The sequence below is a fragment of the Citrobacter sp. RHBSTW-00570 genome, from assembly GCF_013739755.1.
Taxonomy (GTDB): domain Bacteria; phylum Pseudomonadota; class Gammaproteobacteria; order Enterobacterales; family Enterobacteriaceae; genus Citrobacter; species Citrobacter braakii.
This window is the reverse complement of record NZ_CP056399.1, coordinates 4,821,116-4,837,436: the sequence shown is the minus strand read 5'-3', so window position 1 is coordinate 4,837,436 and position 16,321 is coordinate 4,821,116. Positions and strand designations below refer to the sequence as shown.

Below are 16,321 nucleotides of genomic sequence, written 5' to 3'. Positions count from 1 at the left end.
GGTTTCGACTTATCCGGCCTACTGATACGTAGGCCAGATAAGCACAGCGCCATCTGGCATCAGTTTTTCTACAGGAGTTCCTCATGACTAACCGTATCCAACGTTTAAAAAACGCTCTGTTTCAGAATAACCGCGAAATTTCGCTTGAGCGTGCGCTGCTATATACCGCCAGCCACCAGCAGACGGAGGGAGAGCCGGTTATTCTGCGGCGGGCGAAAGCCACCGCATATATTCTTGAGCACGTTGAAATATCGATTCGTGATGAGGAACTGATAGCCGGGAACCGTACCGTTAAACCGCGGGCGGGCATAATGTCACCGGAAATGGATCCTTACTGGCTGCTCAACGAGCTGGAGCAGTTTCCAACCCGTCCGCAGGACCGTTTTGACATCAGCGAAGAGGATAAACATCTTTATCGCGATGTGCTGTATCCGTACTGGGAAAAGCGGTCGATGAAAGATTTCATCAACGGTCAGATGACCGATGAGGTAAAAGCCGCTGTCCGTACGCAGATTTTTAGCGTTAACCAGACGGATAAAGGTCAGGGGCATATCATTATTGATTACCCACGCCTGTTGAATCTCGGGCTTGGCGAACTGGTAGCGCAGATGCGGGCGCATTGTCTGCAGCAGCCGGATAACCACTTTTATCAGGCTGCGCTGCTGCTGCTTGAGGCTTCGCAAAGCCACATTCTGCGTTACGCCCTGCTGGCAGAACAAATGGCGGAAAACTGCCCGGATGCGCAGCGACGTCAGGAATTGCTGACGATTGCGGAAAACTCCCGGCATAACGCCCAGCATAAGCCGCAAACCTTCTGGCAAGCATGTCAGCTGTTCTGGTACATGAACATTATTTTGCAATATGAGTCCAACGCCAGTTCGCTCTCACTCGGACGCTTCGACCAGTATATGCTGCCGTTTTATCAGACCTCGCTGACGCAGGGGGAAGATCCTGCATTCTTAAAAGAAATCCTCGAATCGCTATGGGTGAAATGCAATGACATTGTACTGCTGCGATCCACCAGCAGCGCGCGCTATTTCGCTGGCTTCCCAACGGGTTACACCGCACTGCTTGGGGGATTAACGGAGAATGGTCGTAGTGCGGTAAACGTACTGTCGTTTCTCTGTCTTGATGCTTATCAGAGCGTACAACTGCCGCAACCAAATCTCGGTGTGCGCACGAACGCGTTGATCGATACGCCGTTCCTGATGAAAACGGCACAGACCATTCGCCTCGGGACCGGCATCCCGCAAATCTTTAATGATGAAGTGGTGGTGCCCGCATTTCTTAACCGTGGCGTCTCGCTGGAAGATGCGCGAGATTACGCGGTAGTCGGCTGTGTCGAGCTGTCTATTCCAGGCAGAACATACGGTTTGCACGACATCGCCATGTTTAATCTGCTGAAAGTAATGGAAATCTGCCTGCATGAGAACGAAGGCAATCGCGCGCTGACGTACGAAGACCTGTTGAAGCATATTCGTGCCAAAATCAGCCACTACATTACGTTGATGGTCGAAGGCAGTAATATCTGCGATATCGGTCATCGCGACTGGGCGCCGGTGCCGCTGCTCTCCTCGTTTATTAGCGATTGCCTGGATAAAGGGTGTGATATTACCGACGGCGGCGCGCGTTATAACTTCTCAGGCGTACAGGGGATCGGCATTGCGAACCTGAGCGATTCGCTGCATGCGCTCAATGGACTGGTATTTGAACAACAGCGCTTAACTTTTGACGAACTTTTGTCGGTGCTAAAAGACAACTTTGCTACCCCGGAAGGCGAGAAAATTCGCGCCAGGCTGATTAACCGCTTCGAAAAATACGGCAACGATATTGATGATGTAGATAACATCAGCGCCGAGCTGCTGCGTCATTACTGCAAAGAGGTAGAGAAATACCAGAATCCACGCGGCGGGCAATTTACGCCGGGTTCATATACTGTCTCTGCGCACGTGCCGCTGGGTTCGGTCGTCGGAGCGACACCAGATGGTCGCTTCGCCGGGGAACAGTTGGCGGACGGAGGGCTGTCGCCGATGCTGGGGCAGGATATGCAAGGGCCGACGGCGGTATTGAAATCGGTCAGCAAGCTGGATAACACGTTGCTTTCCAATGGGACTTTGCTGAACGTGAAGTTTACGCCATCCACACTGGAAGGTGAGGCTGGTTTACGCAAGCTGGCGGATTTTCTGCGGGCATTTACCCAGCTCAAGCTCCAGCACATCCAGTTTAACGTGGTGAATGCCGACACATTGCGAGAAGCGCAGCTGCGCCCACAAGATTTCGCCGGGCTGGTGGTGCGCGTGGCGGGTTACAGCGCCTTCTTTGTCGAGCTGTCGAAGGAGATCCAGGATGACATCATTCGCCGCACCGCGCATCAGCTGTGAGGTTATTGACCCATGTGGCGAGGACGTCGCGCGTATATTCAATATTCAGCGTTACTCACTGAATGATGGACAGGGTATTCGTACGGTAGTCTTTTTTAAAGGTTGTCCGCATACCTGCCCGTGGTGCGCCAACCCTGAATCTCTCTCCCCACGTATTGAAACAGTACGGCGGGAGAGTAAATGCCTGCACTGTACACCCTGTCTACGTGATGCTGATGAGTGTCCCTCCGGTGCGTTTGAACGTATTGGTCGTGATATCTCACTGGATGAGCTGGAACGTGAAGTGATGAAAGATGATATTTTCTTTCGCACCTCTGGCGGGGGAGTGACGCTTTCCGGTGGTGAAGTGCTGATGCAAGCGCCCTTTGCCGTACGATTCCTGCAACGTCTGCGGCGCTGGGATGTTCGCTGCGCGATTGAAACGGCTGGCGATGCGCCAGCCAGTCGTTTGTTATCGCTGGCAAGAGAGTGCGATGAGGTGCTGTTTGACCTCAAAATTATGGATGTCCATTTGGCGCGTGAGACCATTAATATGAACCTGCCGCGCGTGCTGGCGAATTTACGACTAATGGTCGCTGAAGGGGTTAATGTCATTCCTCGCCTGCCGCTGATTCCGGGCTTTACGATGAATGTAGAGAACACGCAGCAGGCGTTGACGCTGTTGTCATCATTAGGCATAAAGCAGGTACACCTGCTACCGTTTCATCAATATGGCGAACCGAAATACAACCTGCTCGGATTACCCTGGTCGATGAAAGAAGTGCCCGTCCCGTCGGCGCAAGAGATAGATTTTATACGTAAGATGGCAGAATGCGCCGGATTTCAGGTAACAGTAGGAGGATAGTATGGCCATCGCACCTGTACGATATCTGGTTGCTGTCACCGCGTGCGTAAGCGGCGTGGCCCATACTTATATGGCCGCTGAACGGCTGGAGAAACTCTGCCAGCAGGAGAAATGGAGCATCAAGATTGAAACTCAGGGCGCGTTGGGTACCGAAAATCGCCTGACGGAAGAAGATATTAACCGCGCTGATGCGGTGTTGCTCATTACCGATATTGAACTGGCAGGAGCAGAGCGATTTACGCAGAGCCGATACGTCCAGTCGGGCATTAGCGCATTTCTGCGTGAGCCGCAGCGGGTGATGAGTGCCGTGCGAAAGCTGCTTTCTGCACCACAGCACACACATCTTACTTTGGATTAGCTTTTATCTCCGTCAGCTGGCTGTGGTATTGCCGACGATATTCTGACGGCGAACGTTCGGTATTTTTGCGAAACAGGCGGCAGAAATAGTTGCTGTCAACAAACCCACAGGTGTGCGCCACTTCTTTGATCTTCAGCTCATAACCCTTCAGCAGCGTTTTCGCGTGTTCCAGTCGCGTGTGATTCAGGTATTCGTTAAACCCGATAGAGCCCGTTTTTTGAAACAGGTGGGAGAGGTAATTAGGTGAGATGTAAAACGCCTGCGCGACGGATTCTCGGGTGAGCGGCGAAGCGTAGCGTTCATCAATATAGTCGCGAATGGCTTCGAAAAGCGCCTGACTACGTGATGCGGTCTGGATCTGGCTGCCCAGCAGATCGCGGCAGTGGCTCAGTAAGCTCGCAACGATTAGCCTGGCGGTTTGTTGCTCCTGCGGTTGCATCTGCATTTCATTGAGCGTTTGCAGCAGGAAAGAGCCAATTCGTGGCCCACGCCGCGCGACGTGCTGGCGGGTAAGATTATGATATTGCTTGCCGTCCCACTGGACGATGCTGAAACCAAGTTGCTGTTTGCCGAACAGAATGCTGAGCGTGGTGACCGGTGTGAGCCACTGCGGAAAGTTCCAGCTGCCAGCCGGAACGAATAGCACATCGCAAGGCAGTAACGTCGCGGATGCGCCAGTAACTCCGTTATCGATGAACTCACCTTCCAGCACAATTTCCAGCCGGGGAAAATCGACCTGATACGCCAGCTCCGGCGTTGAGCTACTGGCGCTGGCAAAATAAACCTGGCGCAGCGGCGTGGGGCCGTTAATCAGGCGGGAGAGAAGATGGCTGACGTCGTGATACATGTTAATCCCTTGCAGGCAGCAGACAGGGGAAACAGTAACCGCCATCATAAAAAAAGGCCACTCTTTAAGAGTGGCCGATACGAGTATTACTGATTACCGATTTGATCGCCGTACGGCAGGCTATCGTAATCAATCAGGGCATTCTTTTTGTACGGATTGCCAATCCAGCGGGTCGTCTCTTTGAACTGCGGGCTGGTAATGGATCGGGTCGGATCGAAACCGTCGTAGGTGAATCCCGCTAAATCAGACCAGGTGTGGATAAGCTCTGAACTGCTGTATTTACGATTCACATCCTGTGAGAAGTCACGCGGGTGTGCAGCCTGCCATTTTTCAGAGGTCCACAGCAGGAACGGTACCGTATACATATGGCGCGTCGGGTTGTCTTCATTACGACCCTGCGTTTTATGCGGTGGCGTATCGTATACCTCCTCCCCGTGATCGGAGAAGTAGAGCAGGAAGCCGTTCGGATCGGTCGCTTTATAGTCTTTGATCAGAGTGGCAATGATATGGTCATTGTAGACATTCGCGCTGTCGTAATCGTTGTATGCTTCCAGCTGATCATCATCCAGGCCGGGGGGAACGTTGTCGACATTGTTATCGAATTTACCCTGACCATCCGGATAGCGGAATTTGTACTTAATATGCGTACCCAGCAGGTGCACGATGATGAACTTTTTCGGTGCCGGGTCGGCCAGTACTTCTTTAAATGGCGCCAGCACATTGCTGTCATATTCGCGCGCACTTTGCGTACGCTGCTGATTCATATAGAACTGCTTATCCGTCTGCTTAGAGAACACGGTCAGCATGGTGTTGCGAGCCGTCATCGTCTGCTGATTGGTGATCCAGAAGGTTTTATAACCTGCCTGTTTCATCATATTCATCAGAGACGGTTGAGTCAGGTACAGGTCCGGATTCTTCTCGTTGGCGAAGGTCAGCGCCTGCTGCAGGATTTCAATGGTGTACGGACGTGACGTCACGACATTATTGAATACGGTGAAGTTAGGATCGGATTTATGCAAGGCATCCAGTTCTGGCGTCGTTTCGCGCGGATAACCATACAGGCTCATGCGACCACGCTGCGTTGACTCGCCAATGACCAGCACCAGCGTACGTGGGGCATCGCCGGAGTTATCTTTGAAGTTAGCCAGTGGCGGCAGGGCATTGTTCTCATTCAGCAGGCTATTGAGTGAGGTCAACTGCTGACGGTACTGATAATACCCGGAGATGAATTGCCACGGTGCGGCGGGCTCCATACGTGAGGCGAGACCATCCAACGTTTTTTCAAACGGCTTGTGTTTGATGAAAGTGTTAACGGCTATCGGATGCAGAATCAAACCGTACAACAACGCAAACGACACCAGATAGCGCCAGGGCGATGGAATATGAACAGGGCGCAGACGCGTCCACAGCAGAATAGCGATAGCCGTATAGGTCAGGGCGATAAGAACAATTTTTAGGCTGAAATACTGGCTGAGATATTCGCTGGCTTCGTTCGCATTGGTTTCAAACATCACGTACAGAACGCTTTGCGAGAACTCTTGTCCGTAGATGACGTAATAGCTCAGAGCAGCCAGCGAGGCTGCCCATAGCACCACGCCAATGACGGCAGCAATATTACGGATACGGTTTGGAAATAAAAATACCGGGATTAACCACAGCGAACTGAATAGTAAGGAGTCGCGTAAACCTGTAGAACCGCTGTAGCCGCTAAAATAGATAACGCCCTGCAGTAATGAGGAAAAAAACCAAAAATAGAGGAGCGCCCAACCCAGGGCTTTCCAGCTAAATTTAGGTTTAGACTGGAGTTGTAAGGATTGCATAATGTGAGCCTGTCTTTAATCGTAGCGCCAAGAGTAGCGACTTAATATTAAGAGGAACTTAAGCATCAAGATCTTAGGATCGTGTTTTGCTGTTGATATATTCACAATGTGAATATATTCAGGCGGGAATATATTGAAAAAGAAGCGGTTATGACAGCAGTTTTTGTTGTCGCCTTCGTACAATAGCACGAAGGCGACGAGGGGGGACGTTAGCCTGTATTACGCATGCCGGCTGCGACACCAGCGATTGTCACCATCAGCGCTTGTTCAACGCGCGGATCCGGTGCATTGCCTTGCTCTTCCGCCAGGCGTGAGCGGTGTAACAGCTCAGCCTGTAAGACATTCAGCGGGTCAGTATAAATATTTCTTAACTGAATGGACTCGGCAATCCACGGCAGGTCGGCCATCAAATGTGAGTCGTTGGCAATCGCCAGCACGACATCGATATCGGCTTCCAGGCGCTGACGCAGCTCTTCACCCAGCGGCCACAGCTCTTTTTTGACCAGGCGCTGATCGTAGTATTCTGCCAGCCACAGGTCTGCTTTGGCGAAAACCATTTCCAGCATGCCAAGACGTGTGGAGAAGAATGGCCAGTCGCGGCACATTGCTTCGAGTTCGCTTTGCTTACCGTCTTCAACCACTTTTTGCAGTGCGGTGCCTGCACCCAGCCATGCTGGGAGCATCAGGCGGTTCTGCGTCCAGGCAAAAATCCACGGAATGGCGCGCAGAGACTCTACCCCGCCGGTTGGGCGACGTTTTGCCGGACGTGAGCCGAGCGGTAATTTACCCAGTTCCTGCTCTGGCGTTGCGGAGCGGAAGTAAGGGACGAAGTCTTTGTTTTCACGTACATATCCACGATAGAGCTCACAGGAAATATCGGAAAGCTCATCCATGATATGACGCCAGTTATCTTTCGGCTCTGGCGGCGGTAACAGGTTGGCCTCCAGAATTGCTGCGGTATACAGCGACAGGCTGCTGATGGTCACTTCCGGCAGGCCGTACTTAAAGCGGATCATCTCCCCTTGTTCTGTCACGCGCAGACCGCCTTTCAGGCTGCCTGGTGGTTGAGAAAGCAGCGCCGCATGCGCAGGCGCGCCGCCGCGACCAATGGAGCCACCGCGACCGTGGAACAGCGTCAGTTCGATACCGGCTTTTTCGCAGGTTTTGATCAACGCGTCCTGCGCCTGATATTGCGCCCAGGAGGCCGCCATCACGCCTGCATCTTTTGCGGAGTCAGAGTAGCCAATCATGACCATCTGTTTGCCCTGAATAAAGCCACGGTACCAGTCAATGTTCAGGAGCTGGGACATGACGTCATCGGCGTTGTTGAGGTCGTCCAGCGTTTCAAACAACGGGGCAACCGGCATAGCAAAACCGATACCGGCCTCTTTCAGCAGCAGATGTACGGCCAGTACATCCGATGGCGTTTTCGCCATTGAGATAACATAGGCGGCAATAGAGCCATACGGGGCTTCAGCAATGACCCGGCAGGTGTCGAGCACTTCGCGGGTGTCGTTGCTCGGCTCCCAGTTACGTGGGAGCAGCGGACGCTTGGAGTTCAGCTCGCGGATCAGGAAAGCCTGTTTATCCGCTTCCGACCAGTTTTCGTAGTCGCCAATGCCCAGATAACGGGTCAGTTCGCCAAGGGCTTCAGTGTGACGGGTGCTTTCCTGACGAATATCAATACGTACCAGCGGTACGCCGAAACATTTCACGCGGCGTAGGGTGTCGAGCAGTTCGCCATTGGCGATAATGCCCATGCCACAGGCCTGCAGAGACTGATAGCACGCATATAGCGGGTCCCAGAGCTGTTCGTTTTGGGTGAGAAGTCCCGCAGGTTTCGGTAATTTCTCGCCTTTCAGACGGGCTTCCAGCCAGGCCTGGGTTGCCATCAGACGTGAACGCAGGGTTTTCATCAGATAACGATAAGGTTCTGCTGCGCCTTCTTCGCCCACCAGCGCCAACAGTTCCGGTGTGGCATCCACCATCGACAGCTCAGAAATCAGAAACTGAATGTCTTTCAGGAATAGATCGGTCGCTTTCCAGCGGCTGAGTAGCAGCACGTGACGGGTGATATCCGCCGTTACGTTCGGGTTGCCATCGCGGTCGCCGCCCATCCAGGAGGTAAAGCGAACCGGGACAAAATCAACGGGCAGCTTATAGCCCAGATGCTCTTCCAGTTGTTCGTTCAGCTCGCGCAGATAATTTGGTACGCCTTCCCACAGGCTATTTTCAACCACCGCGAAGCCCCATTTGGCTTCATCAACCGGGCTTGGGCGCAGCTTGCGGATTTCATCCGTATGCCAGGACTGGGCAATCAACTGGCGCAGACGGCGCATCAGCTGATGGCGCTCGTAATCGACGAGGTCTTTGTTATCAAGTTGCTTGAGACAGGCGTTCACTTCACCCATTTTATGGATCAGCGTACGGCGGGTGATCTCGGTCGGGTGGGCAGTGAGAACCAGCTCCAGGGAGAGAGATTCGACGGCTTTTTTGATGGTGGCTTCATCGAGGTTGGGCTGTTCTTTCAGTTTACGCAGAGTGCGAGCAATCACTTCCGGGTTGCTGGCTGCTTCGCCTTTTGGCGAAATGCTGTGGTACTGCTCGGCGGTGTTGGCCAGGTTCAGAAACTGGCTAAACGCGCGGGCAACCGGCAGCAGCTCGTCGTTAGACAGGTTTTGCAGCGTAGTGAGCAGCTCCTGGCGATTGACTTCATTGCCGGCGCGGGATGATTTGGACAACTTACGGATTGTTTCTACGCGGTCAAGAATGTTCTCTCCCAGCGCATCCTTGATGGTCTCCCCCAGCACTTTGCCGAGCATACTGACATTACTACGCAACGCGGAATATTGTTCGTTCATATTAACCCAGACACCCCATCTTTAATTTATGCGTCCTGTATCTTTCGCGCGACATCGGCGTTGGCTGCGCTTGCCCATCTGGTCACTTACTTATGTAAGCTCCTTGTATGAGCTCGCTTGCCGCCTTGCTGTGACACGAAATCTATCGGACTTTGTATGTTAGCCGTCTTTTATAAAGCCACGTAAAAGTCGTGACGTCAATTGCTGCGAAATCGGTTCAGCAAACGAAAAAATGACGGGAATTTACGTTATTTAATTCACATCGAATCAAATAAGCTTTGCTTATGGAAATGTTAATAAATTACCTCGCTTACCACTAAAGGGTTAGCGAGGCGATAAGCGGTTAATGCCAGCAGAAATGATGCACAACCTGGGTGATCAATTCGCGGGTTGGCTTAATAAAACGAGTTTCCAGATACTCATCCGGCTGATGCGCCTGGTTAATGGAGCCAGGCCCTAACACCAGCGTCGGGCAAAGCGTCTGGATAAACGGCGCTTCGGTGCAGTAGTTCACCACTTCTGTCTGTGCGCCCAGCAGTTTCTCAACCACTTGTACCAGTTGATGATCCGGTGGGCACTCATAGCCTGGAATTGGCGGATGCAGCTCCGACACCGTCAGGCGGCCCGGCCAGCGCTCGCTGACCGGGGTCAGCGCGTCGTTAAGTAAGCCATTGAGATCGTTAAGCGTCATGCCGGGCAGTGGGCGAATATCCATATGCAGCTCGCAACAGGCGCAGATTCGGTTGGCGGCGTCGCCGCCGTGGATGTGACCCAAATTTAATGTCGGATACGGGACGGTAAAAGCATCATGGTGATAGCGCTCTTTCAGGTCATCGCGCAGATTCATGATATGGCCGATGGCATCATGCATCAGTTCAATGGCATTCACGCCACGAGCCGGATCGCTCGAGTGACCCGATTGTCCCAAAATGCGAATCGCATTAGAGATATGACCTTTGTGCGCGCGGACCGGTTGTAGAGAAGTGGGTTCGCCAATGATCGCGCAGTCCGGGCGTAAAGCGGTGGTTTCAGAGAAATAACGCGCTCCCGCCATGCTGGTCTCTTCATCGGCAGTGGCCAGAATGTACAGGGGCTTTTTCAGTTGAGTGACGTCGACGTCACGCAGCGCGTCGAGGATAAAGGCGAAGAAGCCTTTCATATCTGCCGTACCCAAACCGTAGAGCTTATTGTCATGCTCGGTCAGGGTGAACGGATCGCGCGTCCAGCGTCCGTCGTCAAAGGGGACGGTATCGGTATGGCCCGCCAACAACAAACCACCGGCTCCCTGTCCAATGCTTGCCAGCATATTGAATTTATTGCGCGTGTCGGGAACCGGCTGGACCTCCACATTAAAGCCTAAATCTTTGAACCAGCCCGCCAGCAGAGTGATTAAACCTGCATTACTTTGGTCGAGCGCTTCTTCGGTGGCGCTAATCGACGGCATGGCAATCAGAGCGCGGTATATCTCGATAAATGGCGGTAAATTGTTTTTCATTGTTGACACACCTCGGGTCATGATAGTATCAATATTCATGCAGTATTTATGAATAAAAATACATTAACGTTGAGCGTAATAAAACCCACCAAGTGTAAGGTGAGGTGATAAAGGCTTATATCTGGCAACAGAATCTAAGAAGGTGAGCAGCCCCGATGTTGAATACGCTGATTGTGGGCGCCAGTGGCTATGCCGGCGCAGAGCTTGTGACCTATGTAAATCGCCATCCTGATATGACCATAACCGCTTTGACCGTCTCAGCGCAAAGCAATGATGCAGGAAAATTAATCTCCGATTTGCATCCGCAGTTGAAAGGCATTGTCGATTTACCGTTACAGCCAATGTCAGATATCAGCGAGTTTAGCGCAGGGGTGGACGTTGTGTTCCTCGCAACGGCGCATGAGGTGAGCCATGACCTGGCCCCGCAGTTTTTGCAGGCAGGATGCGTGGTGTTTGACCTCTCGGGCGCGTTTCGCGTAAACGACGGCGCGTTCTATGAAAAATATTACGGCTTTACCCATCAGCATCCCGACCTGCTGGAGCAGGCGGTTTATGGACTGGCGGAGTGGAGCGCAGACCAACTGAAAGACGCGAATCTGATTGCCGTGCCGGGTTGCTACCCGACGGCGGCACAGCTGTCGCTGAAACCACTGATTGATGCCGGGCTGCTGGATCTCAGCCAGTGGCCCGTAATTAACGCCACCAGCGGCGTGAGCGGCGCGGGACGTAAGGCGGCTATTTCCAACAGCTTTTGTGAGGTGAGCCTGCAGCCGTATGGCGTGTTTACCCATCGCCATCAGCCGGAAATCGCTACTCACCTTGGTGCGGAGGTGATCTTCACCCCGCATCTGGGCAACTTCCCGCGCGGAATTCTGGAAACCATCACCTGCCGTTTGCAAGCGGGCGTAACCCATGCGCAGGTGGCTCAAACGTTGCAACAGGCGTATGGCGATAAGCCACTGGTGCGTCTGTATGACAAAGGCGTTCCGGCGCTGAAGAACGTGGTTGGCTTACCGTTCTGTGATATCGGGTTTGCCGTACAGGGTGAGCACCTGATCGTGGTGGCAACTGAAGACAACTTATTGAAAGGCGCGGCGGCACAGGCGATGCAGTGCGCAAATATTCGTTTTGGCTTTGCTGAAACGCAGTCTCTTATTTAAGGGTGCAACGATGAATCCATTAATTATCAAGCTGGGCGGCGTTTTACTGGATAGCGAAGAGGCGCTGGAGCGTCTGTTTACCGCACTGGTGAATTATCGTGAGTCACATCAGCGACCGCTGGTCATTGTGCACGGTGGCGGCTGCGTGGTTGACGATCTTATGAAGCAGCTGAACCTGCCGGTGAAAAAGAAAAATGGTCTGCGCGTCACGCCAGCCGATCAAATTGACATTATTACCGGCGCCCTGGCGGGAACAGCGAATAAAACCTTACTGGCCTGGGCGAAAAAGCACCACATCGCATCCGTGGGTCTGTATCTTGGTGATGGCGATAGCGTAAAAGTGACGCCGCTCGATAAAGCGCTGGGTCATGTTGGACTGGCGCAGCCGGGTTCGCCTAAGCTGATTAACACACTGCTGGAAGGCGGTTTTCTGCCGGTAGTTAGCTCCATTGGCGTTACTGAAGACGGACTGCTGATGAACGTTAATGCCGATCAGGCGGCAACGGCGCTGGCGGCAACGCTGGGTGCGGATTTGATCCTGCTCTCTGACGTAAGCGGTATTCTGGATGGTAAAGGCCAGCGTATTGCCGAAATGACCGCCGCGAAAGCGGAACAACTGATTGAACAAGGTATTATTACTGACGGCATGATCGTGAAGGTCAATGCGGCGCTGGATGCCGCGCGCACGCTGGGCCGCCCTGTGGATATTGCCTCCTGGCGTCATGCCGAGCAACTGCCGGCGCTGTTTAACGGCATGCCAATTGGCACGCGGATTTTAGCGTAAACTATTTTGTACCCGATGGCGGTTATGCCTTATCGGGCCTACGTGAACCGAACCTGTACGCCGGATAAGCTAAGCGCCATCCGGCGTTGAAATTCAAGATATTAAGGAAGCAAGTTATGGCACTTTGGGGTGGGCGTTTTACACAGGCAGCAGATCAGCGGTTCAAACAGTTCAACGACTCGTTGCGTTTTGACTACCGCCTGGCAGAACAGGATATTGTCGGCTCTGTGGCCTGGTCTAAAGCGCTGGTAACGGTCGGCGTACTGACTGCCGATGAACAACTGCAATTGGAAGAGGCGCTGAACACTCTGCTGGAAGAGGTTCGCGTTAATCCGCAGCAGATCCTGCAAAGCGATGCCGAAGATATTCATAGCTGGGTGGAAGGTAAGCTGATTGATAAAGTCGGCCAGCTTGGTAAAAAACTGCATACCGGACGTAGCCGTAATGACCAGGTCGCGACCGATCTTAAACTGTGGTGTAAAGACACGGTTATTGAATTACTGTCGGCCAACCGTCAGCTGCAAAGTGCGCTGGTGGTGACGGCAGAGAATAACCAGGACGCCGTCATGCCGGGTTACACCCACCTGCAACGTGCGCAGCCGGTGACGTTTGCTCATTGGTGTCTGGCCTATGTCGAAATGTTGGCGCGTGACGAGAGCCGTCTGCAGGATTCGCTCAAGCGTCTGGACGTCAGTCCACTGGGCTGCGGCGCGCTGGCGGGTACGGCGTATGAAATCGATCGCGAGCAGCTGGCCGGTTGGCTGGGCTTTGCCTCGGCGACGCGTAACAGTCTGGACAGTGTTTCTGACCGTGACCACGTGCTGGAGTTACTCTCCAACGCTTCTATCGGCATGGTGCACCTGTCGCGTTTTGCTGAAGACCTGATTTTCTTTAATACCGGCGAAGCGGGCTTTGTCGAGCTGTCCGATCGTGTAACTTCGGGTTCATCTCTGATGCCGCAGAAGAAAAACCCGGATGCGCTGGAGCTGATCCGTGGCAAATGCGGTCGCGTGCAGGGTGCGCTGACCGGCATGATGATGACCTTAAAAGGTCTCCCGTTGGCATACAATAAAGATATGCAGGAAGACAAAGAAGGGCTGTTCGATGCGCTCGACACCTGGCTGGACTGTCTGCATATGGCTGCGCTGGTGCTGGATGGCATTCAGGTGAAACGTCCGCGTTGTCAGGAAGCGGCGCAGCAGGGTTATGCTAACGCCACCGAGTTGGCGGATTATCTGGTAGCAAAAGGCGTCCCGTTCCGCGAAGCACACCATATTGTGGGTGAGACGGTGGTCGAGGCGATTCGTCAGGGCAAACCGCTGGAAGCGCTGTCGCTTGCTGACTTACAAAAGTTCAGTCAGGTGATTGGCGATGACGTTTATCCGATCCTCTCGTTGCAATCGTGCCTGGATAAACGTGCGGCGAAAGGCGGCGTGTCGCCACAGCAGGTGGCGCAGGCGATCGACTACGCGAAGGCGCGTCTGATTTAACGTCGGTAATAAAAGAGGCCATCCCGAAGGATGGCCTTGTTATGTTTCTATCCTGGATAGCAGTTTACGGACGATAAATCTCAAATTCCTGGGCGACGTTATTGTCGGTGCAGGTACTTAAGGTGACATAACCGTCGTTACCCACCGTCATACAACGTTGCGTGCCTTCCTTCTGTGAGACGAACTTGTTGTTTTGCCAGGTCCATGTCTGATTTTTGTTGGTATCAGTCGGGGTGTGGCAGGTGTAAGAAATAATATTTCTGCCTTCAACATTATAACCGTTTTGAATATCCAGGCAGCTCTGGCTATTGCCAATTACCAGACGTTCACGGGCATCAAATTTAAAGGTCTGGTTGTTGGAGCCGGAGCAAGCATAGGTGAACAAACGATCGCCATTCCGGATTTGACCGTTTTTGACATCCAGGCAGAGGTTGTTTTTCCGTGATTTATAAACACCGGTGACGACCTCTTTTTCATCTGCGTGAGTAAACGGCGCAAATACCTGGCTGTATGCGTACATCGGTGCCTGCTGTGCGGTCATACCGCTGTGCTCCGGGCTGACCTGCTTCGCCACGCCCGGCTGATCGCGTGCAATTGACCACGCGCCAATCATGCCGAGGTTGCGTTTTTTCGCGTCGTCCATCACCAGTTTCGCATCGGACAGATAGAACACTTCGCCCTGTACATCGTTGTAACCGATCATCGTGGTGGTGCCCATCATGGCGTTGATCTCTTTGTCAGATTTCTCTGGCCAGATTTTTTTCAACTGGGTGAACATGTTGTCGATGGCGGACGTGGCGCATTTACCGTGGATGTTCTGCCCTTCGGTACCGTCTGACTGGCAGATGGCATTACCGTAGTCCATGGTCATTACGTTAATACCAGCCAGCTCAACGCCGACATGGCGCGCATTTTCCAGCACATACAGACCTTCAGCCGTCAGACCGGTCGGCAGAATTGGCAGGGTGTACCAGATCCCGACTTTGCGACCTTCCTCTTTCCACTGAGCCTGAACCTCTTTTACTGCCTGGTTGCGGCGATCGATGGAATCCTGATCGGCCACCCATGTGCCTTCGATGTCAAAATCCAGCACGTTCAGGTTCAGGTTATCAACAATGTCGTAGTAGAGTTTTTGCAGATCTTTCACATTCTTACAGGCAGCCGCCAGCGGGGAGTTATTCGCTCCGCCAATGGAAACCATCACATCGCCACCGGCTTCACGCAGCGCTTTTATTTTGCTGTACTGTGAGTAATCCTGCAGATTATAGGCCGTACCCCAGGTTGGGATGCACTGCTCGCCACTTTTCGCGACGACAAACGCCATGGTGAAGTGGGTAATGTTTTGCTCTTTCGCCAGTTTCGCCAGATCCGGAATGCTGTTCAGGCTAAAGTCGACGTATGGTGCATAAACGTGGGCAGGCCATGGATTCTTCGGCGTCCCTACGCGTTCTTTGGTGCCAGCCCAGTTGGTATAAATCGCCCATGGGTTTTTATCATACGGCATAACGCCTTTGACTTTCGTCTGGGCGACATAAGGCGTTCCTTTATACACCGCCAGTTTGCCAGGTTCGTAAAGCGCAATGGAGTTGATCTGTGGGGCATTATTAAATTGTTCCTGGGTGAATTCGACCGTTGGACCTAATGGTTTCCACGGACGGCCATTGGTGCCGGTCGGATTCTGGTTACCTGCAATAGAAGGGTTATCGCCAACGGTATAGTACAGTGCTTCATAAGACTGTCCGTCAACTTTGACCTCATCCCCTTTGTTGTAAACCTGGCTGGAACGCCAGTCGGATACTGGCGTATAGAGTTTCCACGGATTGTCGGCACCTGGGGTGAAGGAATAAGCCGGAATGGGCCTGGACGCTTCATATGTCACATCCTTATAAGCGACAATATCATCTTTGGCATAATCTTTTTCTGCGCTGAATGCGTCGTGGGCAACAGGCGTGGCGCTCCCGGATTCACAAGTGGTTGGGTTGCCATATTGATCGATTTCCGCTTTTGTGGCATCGCGCACATAACTCCACGGATTATCCCAGTTTTCAGCTGACGCGCCCTGTGGGCAATTATCGGCATTTACATACCAGCGGTTACTATAAACTTTACTGTCAAAAATAACTTCAATGGTGTTTCCACCTGCCTGACCGCTCCAGGCTTCCAGAGCGAATGCGTTTGCGGCGCACGACATCAGACCTGCCGCGAGAAAATATCGCGAAATAGTATTGAGTTTCATAAAAGATTCCATTCGATAAATATTAGAAAAATATGGGTGAATGTA

Annotated in this window: 11 protein-coding genes; 6 read left to right on the top strand and 5 right to left on the bottom strand. The window is 52.7% G+C overall.

What is annotated here, in order from left to right; translation table 11 throughout:
* Positions 1-83: 83 nt before the first annotated feature.
* The 3 genes from HV237_RS22930 to HV237_RS22920 are packed head-to-tail and all read left to right on the top strand — an operon-like array spanning position 84 to position 3,583.
* The gene (locus HV237_RS22930) at positions 84-2,381 is read left to right on the top strand and encodes a formate C-acetyltransferase (RefSeq protein WP_047357756.1); all 2,298 of its coding nucleotides are present in this window, start codon (positions 84-86) and stop codon (positions 2,379-2,381) included.
* Positions 2,347-3,225: a [formate-C-acetyltransferase]-activating enzyme gene (locus HV237_RS22925; protein WP_047357755.1), complete on the top strand. Its 879-nt coding sequence runs from the start codon at positions 2,347-2,349 to the stop codon at positions 3,223-3,225. Before HV237_RS22930 ends, HV237_RS22925 begins: the two co-directional genes overlap by 35 nt.
* Before the next feature lies 1 nt (position 3,226).
* Positions 3,227-3,583, top strand: a complete 357-nt coding sequence (locus HV237_RS22920) for a PTS fructose-like transporter subunit IIB (protein WP_016155282.1) — start codon at positions 3,227-3,229, stop codon at positions 3,581-3,583.
* Here HV237_RS22920 and HV237_RS22915 read toward each other — a convergent pair.
* The 4 genes from HV237_RS22915 to argE all read right to left on the bottom strand — a co-directional run bounded on the left by HV237_RS22915 (position 3,570) and on the right by argE (position 10,606).
* On the bottom strand, positions 3,570-4,430 hold the full coding sequence (locus HV237_RS22915; RefSeq protein ID WP_047357754.1) for an AraC family transcriptional regulator: 861 nt from the start codon (positions 4,428-4,430) through the stop codon (positions 3,570-3,572). The two genes, HV237_RS22920 and HV237_RS22915, sit on opposite strands and share 14 nt — an antisense overlap.
* Positions 4,431-4,516: 86 nt before the next feature.
* A complete protein-coding gene (locus tag HV237_RS22910) occupies positions 4,517-6,250 on the bottom strand; it encodes a phosphoethanolamine transferase CptA (protein ID WP_181541638.1) in 1,734 nt (577 codons plus the stop codon).
* A 209-nt stretch (positions 6,251-6,459) separates the two neighbouring features.
* Positions 6,460-9,111: a phosphoenolpyruvate carboxylase gene (gene ppc / locus HV237_RS22905; protein WP_016157932.1), complete on the bottom strand. Its 2,652-nt coding sequence runs from the start codon at positions 9,109-9,111 to the stop codon at positions 6,460-6,462.
* A 343-nt stretch (positions 9,112-9,454) separates the two neighbouring features.
* Complete coding sequence (gene argE / locus HV237_RS22900) at positions 9,455-10,606, bottom strand: acetylornithine deacetylase (protein WP_019077897.1); 1,152 nt, start codon at positions 10,604-10,606, stop codon at positions 9,455-9,457.
* A gap of 155 nt (positions 10,607-10,761) precedes the next feature.
* Here argE and argC point away from each other — a divergent pair, with 155 nt between their 5' ends.
* From argC to argH, 3 genes are all read left to right on the top strand, one after another.
* Entirely contained in the window at positions 10,762-11,766 is a 1,005-nt protein-coding gene (argC, locus tag HV237_RS22895) for an N-acetyl-gamma-glutamyl-phosphate reductase (protein ID WP_016155287.1), read from the top strand.
* 10 nt (positions 11,767-11,776) lie between these two features.
* Positions 11,777-12,550 (top strand): acetylglutamate kinase, encoded by a 774-nt coding sequence (gene argB, locus HV237_RS22890; protein WP_016155288.1) that lies wholly within the window; start codon positions 11,777-11,779, stop codon positions 12,548-12,550.
* 116 nt (positions 12,551-12,666) lie between these two features.
* Positions 12,667-14,040, top strand: coding sequence for an argininosuccinate lyase (argH, locus tag HV237_RS22885; protein WP_046276416.1), 1,374 nt, complete (start codon positions 12,667-12,669; stop codon positions 14,038-14,040).
* Between the two features lie 64 nt (positions 14,041-14,104).
* On the opposite strand, the gene HV237_RS22880 is transcribed toward argH, so the two are convergent.
* Positions 14,105-16,276, bottom strand: coding sequence for a ricin-type beta-trefoil lectin domain protein (locus tag HV237_RS22880; RefSeq protein WP_167593137.1), 2,172 nt, complete (start codon positions 16,274-16,276; stop codon positions 14,105-14,107).
* Positions 16,277-16,321 lie beyond the last annotated feature (45 nt).

Excerpts from the sequence above, each read along its gene's own strand:
- HV237_RS22930 (WP_047357756.1), top strand. The coding sequence starts at position 84 with ATGACTAACCGTATCCAACGTTTAAAAAACGCTCTGTTTCAGAATAAC.
- HV237_RS22925 (WP_047357755.1), top strand. The coding sequence starts at position 2,347 with ATGACATCATTCGCCGCACCGCGCATCAGCTGTGAGGTTATTGACCCA.
- HV237_RS22920 (WP_016155282.1), top strand. The coding sequence starts at position 3,227 with ATGGCCATCGCACCTGTACGATATCTGGTTGCTGTCACCGCGTGCGTA.
- HV237_RS22915 (WP_047357754.1), bottom strand. The coding sequence starts at position 4,430 with ATGTATCACGACGTCAGCCATCTTCTCTCCCGCCTGATTAACGGCCCC.
- HV237_RS22910 (WP_181541638.1), bottom strand. The coding sequence starts at position 6,250 with ATGCAATCCTTACAACTCCAGTCTAAACCTAAATTTAGCTGGAAAGCC.
- ppc (WP_016157932.1), bottom strand. The coding sequence starts at position 9,111 with ATGAACGAACAATATTCCGCGTTGCGTAGTAATGTCAGTATGCTCGGC.
- argE (WP_019077897.1), bottom strand. The coding sequence starts at position 10,606 with ATGAAAAACAATTTACCGCCATTTATCGAGATATACCGCGCTCTGATT.
- argC (WP_016155287.1), top strand. The coding sequence starts at position 10,762 with ATGTTGAATACGCTGATTGTGGGCGCCAGTGGCTATGCCGGCGCAGAG.
- argB (WP_016155288.1), top strand. The coding sequence starts at position 11,777 with ATGAATCCATTAATTATCAAGCTGGGCGGCGTTTTACTGGATAGCGAA.
- argH (WP_046276416.1), top strand. The coding sequence starts at position 12,667 with ATGGCACTTTGGGGTGGGCGTTTTACACAGGCAGCAGATCAGCGGTTC.
- HV237_RS22880 (WP_167593137.1), bottom strand. The coding sequence starts at position 16,276 with ATGAAACTCAATACTATTTCGCGATATTTTCTCGCGGCAGGTCTGATG.